This window comes from Niallia sp. NCCP-28 (assembly GCF_023168165.1).
Taxonomy (GTDB): Bacteria; Bacillota; Bacilli; order Bacillales; family Cytobacillaceae; genus Niallia.
Map to the genome: position 1 here is coordinate 87,471 of NZ_BQYJ01000008.1, position 17,029 is coordinate 104,499.

Genomic DNA, 17,029 nt, shown 5'->3' on the forward strand with positions numbered 1-17,029 from the left:
ATTCAATCGGTAGAGGCCAAAGGCCCATTAAATAGTGATAAATTTCCTCATAAAAAAGCCACTTTCCTATTCAAAGGAAAGTGGCTGTAAATTACAATACATAAACATTTATATATACATTATGAACATTACATTAATGCACAGATAAATAAAATATATTCCACTTTCCTACGCAGGTACGAACCTGTTCAGGTTTTGAGGGTTTAAAAGTAGCTACTTTTTTCTCAGCCCTTATCAAGGGATCCCCTAGTGATGCTTAATATATAATGAATTTACCCATATCTTAACATATACAAATATTTTTTCAATAAAAGCAGGACTTTTTTTTTATATAAATTTTTCAAATGTTTTTGCAGAATATCTTTTTCAGTACGTTCATTTCTTAGAAAAAAAATTAATCTTCTCTTTTCACTCTTGTCAAAAAGCTTTCTGTTCGTATTCCTGATCTTCTAATTGTAATATCATAGCTCACATCAACTTTCGCTTCCGCAAAATGGTTATTCCAATTATCTTTTACCTTCATAAATTGACTATTATGCTGCCTTCTAAATATTTCCCCAAAACCAAAGATATCTGATCCAAATTCTTTTTGAGCTTTTTGTATCGTATTTTTTATTTCTTGTGCTGCTGTTTTATTTGTCAATTTCTCATACTTTTTATAAGTTTTGACACTATCCACTGTTTTATAGCATTGTGTCCCCTCTAAAAATCCTTCTGATTTTATCCGTACATTAATATCAGGTTTTCCATTTTTCCACTTAACATCTACATGTGTATTGGACTGCCCAATCCGAACGGCACCATATTGACCGCCTTCACAGTTTATAGAAAGTGCCGTTTTTTTCAGCTGATTGGTAATCCATAAATAGCTTCTTGTATCTTCTAGTTCCATAAATCCTTTTAACTTTCCTTCTTTAAATACACCTAATGACTCTATTTCTACTATAGCATCTGGCACTACTTTTCTTATATTTTCCATGGTTCCACCTTTTTCGGGATCTCCTTGCACTTTCACTGCTGCTAATACAGGGGCTTTTCCCTCTAAAGTTAAATCAGAAATAAAATCATTTATCCGTACGCCCGGATCCCCGCCCCAATCGCCTAAAAGATTATCGACTTGAGGAGAAATCTTTAAAGAAGAGGCCTTTTTAAATGGATAAGTTATTTTTAATACATCCTCCGCTTTTCCTTTTGCAATCAGAATTTTAAAATCATCTCGCAATTCCCTATTTCTTTCCACATAATCTAGAAAATCAATCACCCCTAATTTTGCTGCTTCTTCGCTTATGACAAGAAGTTTCATATGGGAATAAATAAGACTTTGTGCTAAATATTGATTAAATTGATGAGTAATTTCTGCAAGAGAATCTCCTTCAATACTCTCCACAGTAGAGGGAGCATTCCCACTCGCTGTTTGACTATTTAGCTCAATAGCATTTAATCCTTCTACCGTTACTTTATATTTCGCATTCTCCCCTAAATCTACCGCCATGCCTGATACAAGTTGAATCTCTGACAATTCCTTGCGATCCCAGCACCCGCATAATGCCAGACAGCTTGAGATAATCAAAAGAAGCAAAAATTTTCTTCTCAACTTTACTTCCCGCCTTCCGGTTGTGGAGGTGAAGGAGAATCTGCTTTTTTCTGTTTTTTTGTTTCATTAGTGCTTAAGTAAGATGGGCGTTTGCTAATAGACCATAATGGAAAACGGATAAAGACATCCTTTTGATCTTCTACAACGAATGGTGCAACTGGTGCCAAATATGGCACACCGAAAGAACGCAGGGAGCTTAAATGTGCCACCATAAAAATTAACACAAGCAGAACACCGTAGAGACCTAAAATAGAAGCTACAATAATAAGAATGAATCGAATCAAGCGAGAAGCATTTGCAAAGCTATAATTTGGAAAAACAAAGTTTGCAATCGCTGTTATTGCGACAATAATGACCATAATATTAGAGATAATCCCCGCTTCTGCTGCTGCCTGTCCAATAACTAATGCTCCCACAATAGAAACTGTCTGACCAACTGCCCGAGGCATCCTCACTCCAGCTTCCCGCAAAATTTCAAAAGTAATCTCCATGATAAAAACCTCTACAACTGCTGGAAATGGAACTCCTTCCCGCTGTGCAATAATGCTTAACAATAAAGTTGTCGGCAAAAGTTCTGGATGAAAAGTTAAAATTCCAACATAAGCGGATGGCATTAATAATCCAATCATAAAGGAAATATATCTAATTAATCGTACAAAACTGCTCATCACATAATTTTGATAATAATCTTCCGCAGAAGTAAAAAAATCGGTTAACACAACAGGGACTAGTAGAGCAAAAGGTGTTCCATCTGTAATAATGACAATTTTTCCATCCATTAAATTGGAAGCAACTGAATCAGGGCGTTCTGTATTCATCGCCAAGGGAAAAACTGTAGCCGTTTTATCGACAATCATTTCTTCAATATTAGAGGATTCAAAAATAGCAGCAATATTAATGCTTTTTAAACGCTTTCTCACCTCGGTCAAAATTTTGTCATTAACAATTGCATTCATATATCCCATATAAACAGTTGTTCTTGACTCATTTCCAATCATAAACTTTTCAAAGTGCAGATTATGATTTTTTATTCTTTTTCTAATTAAATTAAGATTAACCGATGCATCTTCAACAAAAGCATCCTTTGGTCCCCTTACAACTGTTTGTGTTGTTGGTTCTGCAACTGTACGCCCTTCACTGTTGATATAGCTTAAGCTTAATGCCGCAGGAATCCCTTCAAAAACAAGAATGATTCTGCCATCCAATATACCTGCAACAATATCATCCATTGTTTTAATGATCTCATACCCTGATACTCCAAAGCTTCTTTTGCTTAGCTCTTTAAGATCATCCATTGTAGTAATTTTTATATCATTTTCTACTGGACTTTCAAGAGTTTTCCCTAGCATTTCCTTTAAAAAATCAGTATTCACAACAGATTCTAAATAAACAATCATTACATTACTTTTGCCGACTTTTGCTTCATCTACTTGCAAATCTGCAGTGTGCCCAAAGCTATGCAATAATTCTGACTTCAGCTCAAGAATAGAAAGTTTTGCTAAGTCTATCTTTTCTGCCTTATCAGGTGACGTACTAGTCGGAATCTCTTTTTTGCTATTGATAGCAAGCAGCTTTTTTAAATAGTTCATGCATTCATCTCCTTACGGGAGCTTCGTTCCTTTTTCCATTTTTTAAGTAGTAATATTCCCAAAATGAATACAGGTATTCCATATTCCATCGGCAAATGAATCAAATATTTGCTAACAAGTATTCCTTCACTAATATGATCAGAAAAATCGGTAGAAATAAAAATGGAAAACATACTTATAATGCATGTTACTGGAATCGAAAAATAACGAAATGGAACTTTAAAAATATACTCCAATCCCTTTAGTCCCCCATACATAAATACTGAACTTTTAATCAAAATTCCCAGCATCATCATAAATACAACAATTGCATCAATTCTCTCAATAAATTCACCTATACTAACAAGCCTTGCAGCACTTAATAAAGGAAAATTTGATCTCAAAGCTGTATTTTCTCCTAGAGTTACAATAATCAAAAAAACAGAGGTTGCTAAAATTATGCTAGCAATAACAACTCCCATTAAACAAACTAGTTTGCTGTATTTAAAATCCGTTATATTAGAAAAAATCACGGTAAATGCAACTAGTTCTCCGTACGGAAATACTGCTACAGATGGAATAACTGCATGTGCAATAACACTCGGTTTGCTTGCTAATATAGGTTCTATATTAAATAGTTGAATATTTCCACCCGCATATAAAAAGATAAATAAAATGCCCATAAAGGCAAAAGTATACGGCGTAAATATTTCTGATGTTCTTCCCAGCACCTCTATGCCCATATAAAGGATATAGCCGATTACAGCCATTAATGTTAATATAACTATTTCTGTCGGCGTTAACGGCAATATGGCAGAGGAAATCAATTCTCCAAAATCCCGGATAACCCTACAAGAAACATAGATAAAATAGGTAACATAAAGAGCAGAAAAACAGATGGCAATAGGCCTTTTAAAGCAGTATTCAAATATTTCAAATAAATTTTTATCTGGCAGCAAATAATTTATTTGAAAATAAAACAACATAACTAGTAAGCCAATAACCATTCCAATCAAAACAACAATCCATGCATCACGTTTTGCTTCTAAACCAACACCAATTACAATAGCACTACCAAGGAGAAAATTAATAATTAGCGTCAGTAACTGAATTAATGATAATTTTTCTGTTAGCACGGCTCTCAACACCTTGTATCAAAATAATATAAACAATTTTTATTACATATTTTTTTTTGTAAGTGGAGAACTATATTTTTTTTTGCTTTTCCACATTTTTAATAACATCACACAGACTAATAAAACAGGAAAGATAAATTGAAGTGGTACATGTAATAAAAATGGATTGCTCAATAAGCCTTCTTGTAAGTGCCCTGTATAATTGCGGCCAATAAATATAGAAAACATAGCTACAATGCATGAAATCGGGATCGAAAAATAACGAAATGGCAATTTAAATACATACTCTAATCCTTTTATGCCAGCATATATATAAACACAGCTTTTTACTAAACTTCCCAGCATCATGGAGAAGATAGCGATGGCATCTATCCTCTGTATAAATTCTCCGATGGAAACAAGCCTTGCAGCACTTAGCAGAGGAAAGTTAGAACGCAATGCGATATCCTCGCCTAACGATAAAATAATTAAAAGAGAAGACATAAGCAATAACATACTGCCCATGAAAATGCTGAATATAACAACCCTTCTGCCTATTTGAATATTGCTTACATTACAAAAAACACATAAAAATACTAATATTTGCCCATATGGCCGTACTAGCTCGTATGGAAAAATAGTCTTCCATACTGGCTTCATCCCTTCTCCCAAAATTGGTTTAATATTAGAAATATCAATATTTTTATTCACATATAAGAATATAAAAAGCAACAGTGTCAATATCACCCCATATGGAGTAAATATCTCCGATGTCCTTGCCAATACTTCAATTCCTAAATATAAGATGTAACCCATCAAAAGAACTAATAAAAGTATAGTGACTTCAATTGGAGTAAATGGCAATACTGCGGTTGCAATCAATTCACCAAAATCCCGTATAATGCGACAAGCATAATAAATAAAATAACAAGCATACAAAAGGGTTAATATGATTGCAATTTTGCGATTAAAGCAGTACTCGAATATCTCATATAAATTTTTCCCAGGAAGGGATATAGCAATATAATAGTAAAAAGCTGCTATGAATACGCCGATCATCATTGAAATTACTATAACAATCCAGGCATCTTCTTTTGCATTTAATCCTAATCCAATAACAACAGAGCTTCCTATTTGAAAATTAAATAAAAGGGCGGCTAACTGACTTAAAGAAATATTTTCTTTTGACATACTTTTCACGTTACCTTTCTTCATAAGACAGTTATAGGATTCAACTAACAATCAGGCTTTTACGAGAAGTTTTTATCCATCTAAATTTATCCTGTCCTCTCATTTCCTTAAGAAAAGGGTCTTGCTACCCGCTAGGAGGGAATAAAATATAAAATAATGCTACTGCAGCCTGAAATTGAACAACTTATCCTATAAATAGGGCTACTCTGTTTAATTTCCAGTTTGCTTTGGCTGCTTTTTGCTTTTTCGCAAACGAATATCCACTACAACTGACCAAAGAAAACCCAAAATTGCTGTAACGACAATGGTAATTGCTCCTGCTCCGACTTCTGCACTGTAAATATTTTTAAAACAATACATAAAGCCTTTATGATATACAAACATATCTAAAGAAATTGTAAGTACACCCAACATTCCTATTACCAGCATATAAGCAAAAGTAACCATCTTTATTCTCCTAAAACCATTTATTTTCTTTCTATATCTTGTGAAATTCCTCCAAATTTATACTAATTTTCTTTTAAAAGAAGATTTTTCTCTTTATTTCAATAAAAAAATCCCCTTTAGAAAATTATTCTAAAGGGGATGCAACAACTTCACTTTATTTTCTTTTTGCTATCTTTTGAGATGAAAAATCTACTATTTTCCCATCATAAAATGCTTTTTTAGCTAGAGGGATATCCAGCTCTTTTGCAAATTGCTTCAATTCTCTTTCTTCACGCTCTGTCACTATATTTATAACTGTCCCCTGTGCGCCAAATCTGCCAGTTCTTCCTGAACGGTGAATATATTGAGTTGTATCATTTGCCAAATCATAATGTACAACATGTGTAATATTTTGAATATCAAGTCCTCTCGCTGCTACATCTGTTGCTAATAATACATTAGTTTTTCCTTTACGAAAACCATTAACGGATTTTGAGCGTTCCATTTTGTTTAAATCACTATGAAGCATACTTGTTTGAATATTTTTATAGGCTAATTTTTCATAAATAACAGTTAAATTTCCTATATCTTTTACAAATACAAGAATTTTACTATTTTCCAATCTCGAAATTTTTTCCATTACTTTTATTTTATCCCGATATTCCGCCTCAAAATAAATATGATCAACTATTGCGGCTTTAATTGTTTCATCTTTTTTCACCCGAATAATTTCTGGATTATTCGTTAACTCATTTGCAAGATTTTCTGTTTCTTTGGTTAAAGTAGCGGAAAATAATACTACCTGACGATCTAATAATGTTGCTTTAACAATTTGTTTTACTGTTCCAATATGCTCCGCAACTAAAAGCTGATCTGCTTCATCCAATACGACCATTTTAACAGCATGCATTTTCAACTTTTTCTGCTTGATTAGTTCAAGCGCTCTTCCTGGCGTGCATATTGCTATATGAGGATGCTTTTTCAGCTTCTCTAATTGTCTTTTAACATTGGCTCCCCCAATAAAAGAAGCTGACCTGATTCCACTGCCTTCTCCCCATTTTTGGATTTCCCCCAAAATTTGCATAACAAGTTCTTGAGAAGATGCTAGTATAATTGCTTGCATACTTTTTTCTTCCACATTTATTTTATTTAACAGCGGCAATAAATACGCTAATGTTTTTCCTGTTCCAGTTGGCGATTCCGCAATTACATCCTTTCCTTCTAAAAGATACGGAATTGTCTGTTCTTGAATGGATGTGCCTCTTTCAAACTTTGCTTTCTGCCAATTCTCTTGAATAAATGGTTGTAGATTATTCCAAAATTGTTGATCCTTCATTTGTATCTCCTTATATGTGATGTTTAAATTATAACCATCACTTCTTTGTAAAGCATAAAGTAAAAATCCCCTCATTAGGACTTACTGCCCGCTAAATAGGGATAAAAATATATTATCTTATTATAAATTATTATCCTAAAAATTGAAATATAATCTATTATCTTAAGATCTACAACTACATAAATAATAAAAAAAAATGAAAGCTAAAAAAGAAGACTCTTTTTACCTTTCATTGTGGCGGCTTTCGCATTAATTTTTATGGTTTCTTTTTTAAAACTGTTTCGTTAATTGAAAAATAATAAATTTCGCAAAAAACCTTTTTTATCCACTCTATTAAATCAATGGATTATCCTTGCCGACAGTTTGGTAAATATCTACCCTGTCTTTAATTCTTTTCATTTTAAGATCCAATTCATGTGCTGCATCTGCGGCTTCTTTTAATTCCGCTAGCAAATGTTCTGGTACACCGTCATCAAACTTATAATAAATCTTATGTTCCAGACTTGCCCAAAAATCCATTGCAATTGTTCGAATTTGCACTTCTACTGAAACTTCCTCCATCCCATTGCTTAAAAAAACAGGAATTTTAATAATTAAGTGGAGGCTTTTATATCCATTTGGTTTTGGATTTTTGATATAGTCCTTTACTTTAATAATTTTAATATCGCTTTGCCCTTTTAGCATATGATAAATATCATAAATATTGGATATAAAAGAGCAAGTAATTCTTACACCTGCTATATCATGAATATGCTTTTTCGCATTATCAATATTTATATCCAGCCCTTTTCTCTGCAACTTCAGCATAATGCCTTTTGGGTCTTTAATTCTGGATTTGATATGTTCTATTGGATTATGATTATGAATAAATTGAAATTCTTCATTTAAAATTTTCAGCTTCGTATTAATTTCTTCTAAGGCAAATCGATAGATAATTAAACCATTTTTCCAACCAATTAATTCATTGGAGAGTTCATCCAAGTCAAAGTTATTCTCCGCTGCATATGATTTAATTTGATTAAGGCTTTCCATTTCTTTAGTAAGTCTCCTTTGGGCTTCTGCAGACTTTCTCCGCATTCACTCCCATTTTTTTTAGAAATTCTATTATTTGATCGATTGTTTTCACTGTTTAATCACCTCTAGTTAGGAAAACCCTATACTTTATGCTACTGACTAAAAAACAAATTTATCTGGAAAAACTATATATCTATATTAACGAAAAATGACCGATCAGTCAAATACTGTTTCTCCTTAGATCCTATCGGTCATCAAAATTCCGCTTAAAGTTTTTGATAACTCTTATCTATTTTCCTCTTATTTAGCCGCTACAAGCCGCTTCCCTTTTTTCCTTCTGTTTGATATAAATTCAAATCATAATAGAAACCTTTTTGTTTTAATAGCTGCTTATGTGAACCAGTTTCAATAATATTTCCATTTTTCATAACTAAGATTTTATCCGCATTTCTAATTGTATTTAAACGGTGGGCAACAACAAAACAAGTTCTTCCATCCATTAGAAGATCTAGTGCCTCCTGAATTTTCAATTCTGTAACTGTATCAATACTGCTGGTTGCTTCATCTAATACAAGAATGGCCGGATCAGCTAGCATTGCCCTAGCAATGGAGAGAAGCTGCTTTTGACCTTGACTAATGCCATTTCCGCCCGTTTTAAGAATAGTATCATAGCCATTTTCCAGCTTTAAAATAAAATGATGTGCATTTGCCATTTTTGCTGCTGCTACTATGTCTTCATCATTTGCTGAAAGCCGTCCATATCGAATATTATCCCGCACTGTTCCTTCAAACAAATAAGTATCTTGGAGAACAAACCCTATATGGGAACGCAAACTATCACGCTTGATCGTTGAAATATCCTTTCCATCTATTTCAATTAACCCTTCCGTTATATCATAAAATCTTGTAATCAATTGAATAATTGTAGTTTTTCCTGCCCCTGTCGGTCCCACAAGTGCTAGAGTTTCACCTGGATTTACTGTAAAGGAGATATTATCTAATATTAATGCCCCATCCCTATAAGCAAAAGATACATTTTTAAACTTAATTTCTCCTTTAATTGCCGGAATGTTCCTTGCAGCTTTTTCATCCGTTGCTTCTTGGTGTTCATCCAAAATTTCAAAAACACGTTCTGCACCAGCAATAGCAGATAACAGTGTATTAAATTGATTGGACAAATCATTTAAAGGTCTAGTAAACTGCCTGGAATATTCAACAAAAATAATAATAACACCAATTGTTATAGCGCTCGATTTTAAAATAATCAATCCACCGATGCCCACTATTAAAGCAAAGCTTATATTATTTAGCATATTCATTACTTTTGGTATATATCCAGAGTAAACTTGAGCCCAATATCCTGCATTTCTGTAAGCTATATTTTTTTCATTCAGTTCTTCTATCATCTTCTCTTCTAAAGAAAAAGTTTTAACAATAGATTGGCCAGAAATCGATTCTTCAATAAACCCATTTAGTCCTCCTAAATATTTTTGCTGCTGTTTAAATAAGGGCCCAGTTCTTTTAGTAATCCATTTCATGCATAAAAACATAATAGGGATAATCGTAAAAGTTAATAAGGTTAAAAGTGGACTCAGCCATAGCATAATAGATACAGTGCCTATTAAAGTTAAGATACTAGAACAGATTTGAATAATAGAGGTATTTAGTGTTGAACTAATATTTTCCATATCATTTGTAATTCTGCTCATCAATTCTCCTTGTTGGCGTTTATCGAAGAAGCTTATCGGAAGTTTGTGCAACTGTTCAAATAAATCTGCTCTTAGCTTATATACCGTTTTTTGAGAGATGCCAATTATCCAATAATTTTGTAGAAATAAAGAGACTGAATAGAATAAATAGATGATTCCTAAAATCAAAATCATCCATCCTAACTTATCTACTTGCTGGTTTACAATATAAGCATCAATTGCTTTTCCCAATAAAAAGGGACCTAGCAGTCCTAAAGCACAACTGACGGCGACGAGGATCAGTACACCCAACAGCATTCTTTTTCCGTCCCCCATATATGTCCAGACTCTATAAAGGATAGGAGCCATAGTTTTTGGTTTTTTTCCAATGTCCTCATTTTTTTTAATCGGCATTACTTTTATGTTAGGATAATGAAATGGATCTTTTAGGGCTTTGAACATATTTGCTCTTCCCCTTTCTCCCTTTGCGACAGCACTATTTTTTGATAAAGATCATTTGTTTTTTGAATATTTTCAGGTGTATCAAAAGCAAGAAGCTTTCCGTCATCCATCAGCATTATCTTATCAGCTTTTTGTGCTGTGGATATTTTTTGGGTAATAAGAAAAATAGTGCAATTATATGCAGTTAAGGCTTGAAGAAGCTGCCTTTCTGTTTGTATATCTAAGGCGCTGGTACTATCATCCAATAGAAGCATTTTTGGCTTTCTTATAAGTGCTCTCGCAATCGCAATTCTTTGTTTTTGTCCACCGGAAAGATTAGCGCCCTTTTGGCCAATTTTCGTTTCATACTTATCTGGCAGAAGCATAATAGTGTCATGAATTTGTGCATCTTTTGCCGCTTTTACTACATCTTCAAAGGAACCTTTTGGATTGCCCCACAAAATATTTTCTTTTACGGTCCCTGTAAACAGCAAAGATTGTTGTGGAACATACCCTATTTGTTTTCTCAGACTTTCTAATGAATAACAATCAATTTCCTCGTTATCTATATATATATGTCCTTCTGTTGGTTCGAAAAGGCGTGGGATTAATTGAAAGAGTGAACTCTTGCCAGATCCAGTTGCACCTAATACTGCGACTAGTTCTTTTTCTTGAATGGCAAAGGTTAAATGGTTTAGGGCATTAGATTGAGAATTCGGATAGCGAAATGTTACATTTTCAAAAGAAATTTTTCCATTCAGCAATTGCTTTTTTCCATTAGCGCTTTTCTCATTATCTTTGCTTTCCTGCTCAAATACCTCACTTAAGCGTACTGTCGATGCTCTTAAACGAGAGATAACCATAATTAGCATCGTAATAACAGATAAGGAAGAAGTAATTCTTAATGAGTAGTTTATGATAGCTACTACTTTTCCAATTTGTATTGTTCCATTATTTATTTGTACAGAACCAAACCAAAGTATACAAAGAATGGACATATTCATTAGAAACAAAACAAAAGGCACTGTTATCTCCATCAGCCTTAATGCGGTTTCCGTATTTTCCTTTAAGTTATTGCTTGCCTGCAAAAAACGGCTTTTTTCATATTGATGCCGTACATACGCTCGAATTAATCGCATAGCTGTTAAGTTTTCCAGCATGACATTATTAACACGGTCTAATTTTTCTTGAACAAGCTTAAATAATTTACTGCCTTTATTAATAACATAAAAAAACATAAAAATAATGACTGGAATCGTGATGGCAAGTATAAGTCCAAGTTTCACATCCACAATCAATGACATTAAAATGCCGCCAATGATTAACAGCGGCGCTCGCAGCAAAAATCTTAACCCCATAAAAATAGTGTTTTGCACTTGAATAATATCATTAGTTAGTCTTGTGATGAGAGAGGAAGTCGCAAACATACTGCTTGTGGAATTTGTGAAATATTGTATCGTTTGATATAAATCTTTGCGTAAGCTATAGCCAAAGCTTTGACTAACATGTGCAGAATAAAAAGTATTAATCACTCCTGCTGCAAATGCAAACAAAGACATCCCCACCAAAATGCTTCCCCAAATACCAACAGTATGCGCGTCTTCTTTCAGCAAACCTTCATCGATAATCTTCGCCATAATAAGCGGTTGAACTAGCTCCACTGCCAATTCGGTAAACATAAGAAAAAGCGCGATTGCCATAGCAACCCAATATGCAGAAAGTCTTCCAAAGATCCTTGCCATATTCTCCTCCTAAAAAATCCATTCATAATCATTTGAATTATTTAGCAATACTAAATATTATGTTAATAATACCTTTCTTTTACATAGATAATCAACTAAATCAGCAGATTATTTTATGCAACAAAATAATCATTTTTGTTTTGTAAGAAATCTTTTTATCAAATAAAAAAGCATTAAAGCGGATATATTGCTTTAATGCTTTTTTTCGCAAAATATTTTACAGCACTTTACTTAATTTTTCGTTCTTTCTTCTTGAGGATTAAGTAATATTCATTGTTCATTCAGCTTAAACTTATTGGATAAGTAATAATAAAGACCATTTTCTTTATATGAAAATTCCGTTTGCTCATCCACACATAATTTTACTGATTCTGGGGCATTTTTCATCGCCACAGCATGACCTGTCCGCTTTAAAAGAGGCAAATCATTTTCTCCATCTCCAACTGCAAGCACTTCTTCAAACGAAAGATTGTATCTTTTTAACAGATACTCTACCCCTGTTGCTTTATTGATATTTTCCGACATTACCTCTACATTATTTTCTGTAGAAGAGGAAGATGAGAAACCATGCTGCAGCTTTAATTTTTCCAAAAACGATATCCAACTCTTTATTATTCCTTTGTCTGTGTGAAAGAAGTAGATTTTGCTGATATTATTTGGATGAAGTTCACTTTTCCAGTTAATATGTTCTTCTACTGCCGATTTTCTAGAAATCCACTCGTTTTCTTCCACTGATAATGGACGTTCCCCCTTTATCATGTGCAAAATCATTCCTTTATCTTCCTTCAACGCATAACGATTTCCGACTGCTGGGTGTACTTCATAATAAAGATTTCTTTTTTGAGCTTCCTCAATTATCCCCTCAACTAAACTAGGATCCAAGGAATGCTGAAATAATTGTTCTTCTTCTATAAAAGCCGCCATTCCATTAGAAGTGACGAATCCATCCACTTCAAATCCTTCTGGAATAACATTTTCTATTTCCAGCAATGTTCTTCCTGTCGCAATAAATACCTTTAGTCCATCTTGTCGCAAGCGTCTTAAATATCGATGCAATTCCTCGCTTACTTTGCTTTCTTCATTCAGCATCGTACCATCCATATCTAAAATAATTGCTTTAATATCCATAATCCGCTCCTTAATTTTCACAGCGATTTTTGACTAAAAAACTCTGCATACAATGCTTTTACTGCTTTTTTTGCCATCGGCTCTTTCACGCCAAACATCATGCTTACTTCTGAAGAACCTTGATTGATCATTTCGATATTAACACCTGCATCAGCCAGAGCTTTTGTTGCTCTTGCCGTTGTACCAACATTATGGCGCATTCCCTCACCAACAACCATTATAAGTGCCAAGTTATGTTCCACCACTATTTCCTCAGTTTGCAGCTCCTCTTTAATTCTCCCTGTAATTTCTTGCTCACTTTTTCCAGCCAATTGTTCTTCTCTTAAAATAATAGTCAGGTCATCTATTCCTGAAGGCATATGTTCATAAGAAATTTGGAATTCTTCTAAAATAGATAAGATTCTTCTTGCAAAACCAACTTCTCTATTCATCAAATATTTGCTTATGTAAATAGAACAAAATCCTTTATCATTTGCTATGCCGATTACTGGTCCATTTGTATTATTTCGAGAAGCAACAATTCTTGTTCCAGGCACTCCTGGATTATTCGTATTTTTTACGTTAACAGGTATTCCCGCACGATATGCCGGTATTAAAGCCTCTGCATGGAATACAGAAAAACCTGCATAAGAGAGTTCCCGCATCTCTCTATATGTCAGTTCTTTTATTTCCTTTGGGGAAGAAACGATTGATGGATTCACCGAATACACAGCATCGACATCTGTGAAGTTCTCATAAAGTTCTGCTTTTACCCCATTGGCTAAGATAGCTCCAGTAATATCGGACCCACTTCTTGAAAAAGTGATGACATCGCCTTTTTCACTATATCCAAAAAAACCTGGGAATACGACAATAGGTTCATAGTCTCTTAAAGAATATAGACGATCATATGAATGTGGAAGCACTTGAGCATTTCCTGGATCATCACTAACAATTAAACCAGCATCTTTAGGATTAACATATACAGCTTTTACGCCTTTTGCATTAAAAAAGTAAGCAACTAATTTTGCATTATTATCTTCCCCGCATGCTTTTACTGCTTCTAGATATGCATTTTTATTTGTATTATCGCCATTAAGCACTGCTAATAAATCTTCTTCAATTTTGGTGATAATTTCATTTGAAAGATCCAATTCTTTTGCAATATTTACATATCTTTCTAAAATAGTATCAATAAGATCTCCTATTTCTTCTCCTGCTAGTTTTTTTTCCCCACAAGCGATTAAAAGATCTGTTACTTTTAAATCATCTTCATAGCGTTTGCCTGGAGCTGAAACTACAATGATTTTTCGTTTTGCATCTTCTTTAACAATTTCCAGCACTTTTTCCAATTGGCTTCCCGTTGCTAATGAACTTCCGCCAAACTTAACAACCTTCATTTCTACATCTCCCATTATTAAATTAGTATTGCATTCTTTTTTAATTGCTAACATTAATCTATTTTCTTTATTATTACGTTTTCCTTTTGAAGAAGCAAAAAAACATCCACTCTGTATAAACATTTGTTTCTCCTTCGAAAACATCATAAATAAAAAATATCTATTTTCAAAATATAATGTATTTTTCATTATTTTTCATTATTATTTTAAAAAAGTAATATCCCTTTTTTATTCTACATCCTATTTTTAATAAGAAATTTTTGTATTGGCTGTTATTTTTTATATAGAATTTCATTTATCTTTCTCGTTGATTTGCTCTACAACAGCAAAGTTTGCAAAAAGAGGCATTTAATAAAAAAATTTATTTTTAAATAATTATAATAGAATCATGCCTACAATTTATTCTATTTAAACTTATAAACAAAAAGAGATAAGCTCCTTAGAGAAAATGGCTATGATACAGCGATTAGAAGAGGCAGCTGAGGACCATTATTAATCCTCTTACGAAAAAACGAATTATTAATAAACAGTTCAAAAAATATCAAAAAAACCATTCTTAAAAGAGGATGGTTTTTTATATTTCTCCTTATTCTGGATAATAAATAACATTAAAAATAGTGACTGTTTTATTTAATGGATTGGTATAAATATGTTGCTGATTCGGGGAAAATTGCAGGCCATCACCTGCCTCCAATTTATACTGATTCTCTCCAATTTCTATTAATAGCTCTCCATCCCCTACTAAAATATATTCTTCTCCCGCATGCTGCTCAGAAATATGGCTAGCATATGCATCTAATTGTATTGTATAGATTTCAAACTTCTTGCCTGGGTGAAATGGAAAAAGGGAAAACAAGTGGTAGTGATCACTGTCATCAGTAAACTCCTTCAGCTCTTTTAATTTAACTTGTTTTACTTCTGTTTTAGTTTCTGCCATAAAATAAGAAAATGATACTTGCAGCCCCATCGCGATTTTCCAAAGTGTTGATACTGTTGGATTTGTTTTCCCTTTTTCAATGGATGCAAGCATTCCTTTGCTCACTCCTGTCAATTCAGCAGTCTTATCTAAGCTAAATCCCCTTTTTTTCCGTAATTTCTCTAAATTTTGTCCAATTATATTTGCTAAAGGCTGCATGTCTTTTCTCCTTCAAAATGAATAGTTGCATTAATGATTAATTCCTTATATACTGTTCATTATATTATACATATAGATAATATATAGTACAAAAGGGGAAATCTTGTGGAAACGTTAAATTCTGTTACAAAAGCAGCTCCGTCCTCTCCAACCTTTCTCGACGGAATAAAGGATTGCCTTCCAACATTATTGGGTTATATTAGTATTGGGATTGCAATGGGTATCGTTGGTGTTTCATCTGGTTTATCTATCTTAGAAATATTGCTTTTATCTATTTTTGTTTATGCAGGGGCTGCACAATTTATTATCTGTGCCATGATTGCTGCTTCTAGCCCTATAAGTGCCATAATTTTAACAACATTTATTGTGAATTTGCGTCATTTATTGCTTAGTTCAGCAATTGCGCCAATGTTTACTTCCTATTCTATACGAAAAAATATCACTTTTGGAAGTTTGCTTACAGATGAATCATTTGGTGTTGCTATTGTAAAAGCAGCTAAAAAATATCCCATTAATGACAAATGGATGAATGGTTTAAATGTAACTGCTTATGTAGTATGGATTTTTTCTTGTACACTAGGGGCTTGTTTAGGAGGATGGTTTCCAAATCCAGAAATTTTAGGATTCGATTATGCTTTAACAGCCATGTTTATTGCATTGCTTATTCTTCAATTACAATCCATTGAACACACTAAATTAAAGCATTATCTATTACTCATGTCATTAATGGTTATTTGCATGCTTATCTTCTCTTCTTTCATCAGCAGCAGCCTTGCAGTTATTATTTCTACTATCATTGTAGCAACAGTTGGGGTGGTGACAGATAAATGACTACCTCGCTTGAGTTTCTTTTGCTTTTAGCTGGCTGCACAATTGTAACACTGCTGCCAAGGATACTTCCTTTTATCTTTGTTAGAAATTTTACTATTTCTAAACCGGTTGAAAAATGGCTCTCCTATATTCCCATTTGCATTTTCACAGGATTAATCGTGGAAAATCTGCTTGCCAAAACAAATAGCGGACTTGCAATAAACTGGACGGTGTTAGCTGCAGCCATCCCAACATGCCTTATTGCCATTTTTACAAAAAGCTTGCTGCCAACCGTTTTAGCTGGAGTATTTTCCATGGCATTTATTCGTTTCTTTTTTTAAGGTTCTGTTAAAATTAGCTATTGATTTCCGCTACAAACGCTTGCTTTCCGAAGGAGCCTCACTTATGCCTTCTACTCCAATCAATAGCACAAAGTTAGCTGTAACATAGTCAAAAAGAGGA

General features: G+C 33.4%; 14 protein-coding genes and 1 riboswitch. Of the genes, 2 read left to right on the plus strand and 12 right to left on the minus strand.

Annotated elements, in window-relative coordinates:
* Positions 1–148: 148 nt before the first annotated feature.
* A riboswitch (TPP riboswitch) is annotated at positions 149–258 on the minus strand.
* A gap of 136 nt (positions 259–394) precedes the next feature.
* The 12 genes from NCCP28_RS18930 to NCCP28_RS18985 all read right to left on the minus strand — a co-directional run bounded on the left by NCCP28_RS18930 (position 395) and on the right by NCCP28_RS18985 (position 15,757).
* The gene (locus NCCP28_RS18930; protein WP_248562785.1) at positions 395–1,594 is read right to left on the minus strand and encodes a Ger(x)C family spore germination protein; all 1,200 of its coding nucleotides are present in this window, start codon (positions 1,592–1,594) and stop codon (positions 395–397) included.
* Between the two features lie 2 nt (positions 1,595–1,596).
* Entirely contained in the window at positions 1,597–3,183 is a 1,587-nt protein-coding gene (locus tag NCCP28_RS18935; protein ID WP_248562786.1) for a spore germination protein, read from the minus strand.
* Positions 3,180–4,298, minus strand: coding sequence for a GerAB/ArcD/ProY family transporter (locus NCCP28_RS18940; RefSeq protein ID WP_248562787.1), 1,119 nt, complete (start codon positions 4,296–4,298; stop codon positions 3,180–3,182). The genes NCCP28_RS18935 and NCCP28_RS18940 overlap by 4 nt, the downstream gene beginning before the upstream one ends.
* A gap of 42 nt (positions 4,299–4,340) precedes the next feature.
* Positions 4,341–5,468, minus strand: coding sequence for a GerAB/ArcD/ProY family transporter (locus tag NCCP28_RS18945; RefSeq protein WP_248562865.1), 1,128 nt, complete (start codon positions 5,466–5,468; stop codon positions 4,341–4,343).
* 210 nt (positions 5,469–5,678) lie between these two features.
* Complete coding sequence (locus tag NCCP28_RS18950) at positions 5,679–5,915, minus strand: hypothetical protein (RefSeq protein ID WP_248562788.1); 237 nt, start codon at positions 5,913–5,915, stop codon at positions 5,679–5,681.
* 154 nt (positions 5,916–6,069) lie between these two features.
* Positions 6,070–7,230 (minus strand): DEAD/DEAH box helicase, encoded by a 1,161-nt coding sequence (locus tag NCCP28_RS18955; RefSeq protein ID WP_248562789.1) that lies wholly within the window; start codon positions 7,228–7,230, stop codon positions 6,070–6,072.
* 333 nt (positions 7,231–7,563) lie between these two features.
* Positions 7,564–8,262, minus strand: a complete 699-nt coding sequence (locus NCCP28_RS18960; RefSeq protein WP_375709428.1) for a GTP pyrophosphokinase — start codon at positions 8,260–8,262, stop codon at positions 7,564–7,566.
* Between the two features lie 293 nt (positions 8,263–8,555).
* Complete coding sequence (locus NCCP28_RS18965) at positions 8,556–10,394, minus strand: ABC transporter ATP-binding protein (RefSeq protein WP_248562790.1); 1,839 nt, start codon at positions 10,392–10,394, stop codon at positions 8,556–8,558.
* Positions 10,379–12,115, minus strand: a complete 1,737-nt coding sequence (locus NCCP28_RS18970) for an ABC transporter ATP-binding protein (RefSeq protein WP_248562791.1) — start codon at positions 12,113–12,115, stop codon at positions 10,379–10,381. The genes NCCP28_RS18965 and NCCP28_RS18970 overlap by 16 nt, the downstream gene beginning before the upstream one ends.
* A gap of 270 nt (positions 12,116–12,385) precedes the next feature.
* Positions 12,386–13,243, minus strand: a complete 858-nt coding sequence (locus NCCP28_RS18975) for an HAD family hydrolase (RefSeq protein ID WP_248562792.1) — start codon at positions 13,241–13,243, stop codon at positions 12,386–12,388.
* 17 nt (positions 13,244–13,260) lie between these two features.
* Complete coding sequence (locus NCCP28_RS18980) at positions 13,261–14,622, minus strand: aspartate kinase (protein WP_248562867.1); 1,362 nt, start codon at positions 14,620–14,622, stop codon at positions 13,261–13,263.
* Between the two features lie 586 nt (positions 14,623–15,208).
* Positions 15,209–15,757, minus strand: coding sequence for a helix-turn-helix domain-containing protein (locus NCCP28_RS18985; RefSeq protein ID WP_248562793.1), 549 nt, complete (start codon positions 15,755–15,757; stop codon positions 15,209–15,211).
* Between the two features lie 105 nt (positions 15,758–15,862).
* Here NCCP28_RS18985 and NCCP28_RS18990 point away from each other — a divergent pair, with 105 nt between their 5' ends.
* A complete protein-coding gene (locus NCCP28_RS18990; RefSeq protein WP_248562794.1) occupies positions 15,863–16,588 on the plus strand; it encodes an AzlC family ABC transporter permease in 726 nt (241 codons plus the stop codon).
* On the plus strand, positions 16,585–16,908 hold the full coding sequence (locus NCCP28_RS18995) for an AzlD domain-containing protein (protein ID WP_248562795.1): 324 nt from the start codon (positions 16,585–16,587) through the stop codon (positions 16,906–16,908). The genes NCCP28_RS18990 and NCCP28_RS18995 overlap by 4 nt, the downstream gene beginning before the upstream one ends.
* Positions 16,909–17,029: the final 121 nt, after the last annotated feature.

Bases quoted from the DNA above. Each gene is read 5' to 3' on its own strand.
- NCCP28_RS18935 (WP_248562786.1), bottom strand. From the start codon at position 3,183: ATGAACTATTTAAAAAAGCTGCTTGCTATCAATAGCAAAAAAGAGATT.
- NCCP28_RS18945 (WP_248562865.1), bottom strand. From the start codon at position 5,468: ATGTCAAAAGAAAATATTTCTTTAAGTCAGTTAGCCGCCCTTTTATTT.
- NCCP28_RS18950 (WP_248562788.1), bottom strand. From the start codon at position 5,915: ATGGTTACTTTTGCTTATATGCTGGTAATAGGAATGTTGGGTGTACTT.
- NCCP28_RS18955 (WP_248562789.1), bottom strand. From the start codon at position 7,230: ATGAAGGATCAACAATTTTGGAATAATCTACAACCATTTATTCAAGAG.
- NCCP28_RS18960 (WP_375709428.1), bottom strand. From the start codon at position 8,262: ATGGAAAGCCTTAATCAAATTAAATCATATGCAGCGGAGAATAACTTT.
- NCCP28_RS18965 (WP_248562790.1), bottom strand. From the start codon at position 10,394: ATGTTCAAAGCCCTAAAAGATCCATTTCATTATCCTAACATAAAAGTA.
- NCCP28_RS18970 (WP_248562791.1), bottom strand. From the start codon at position 12,115: ATGGCAAGGATCTTTGGAAGACTTTCTGCATATTGGGTTGCTATGGCA.
- NCCP28_RS18975 (WP_248562792.1), bottom strand. From the start codon at position 13,243: ATGGATATTAAAGCAATTATTTTAGATATGGATGGTACGATGCTGAAT.
- NCCP28_RS18980 (WP_248562867.1), bottom strand. From the start codon at position 14,622: ATGAAGGTTGTTAAGTTTGGCGGAAGTTCATTAGCAACGGGAAGCCAA.
- NCCP28_RS18985 (WP_248562793.1), bottom strand. From the start codon at position 15,757: ATGCAGCCTTTAGCAAATATAATTGGACAAAATTTAGAGAAATTACGG.
- NCCP28_RS18995 (WP_248562795.1), top strand. From the start codon at position 16,585: ATGACTACCTCGCTTGAGTTTCTTTTGCTTTTAGCTGGCTGCACAATT.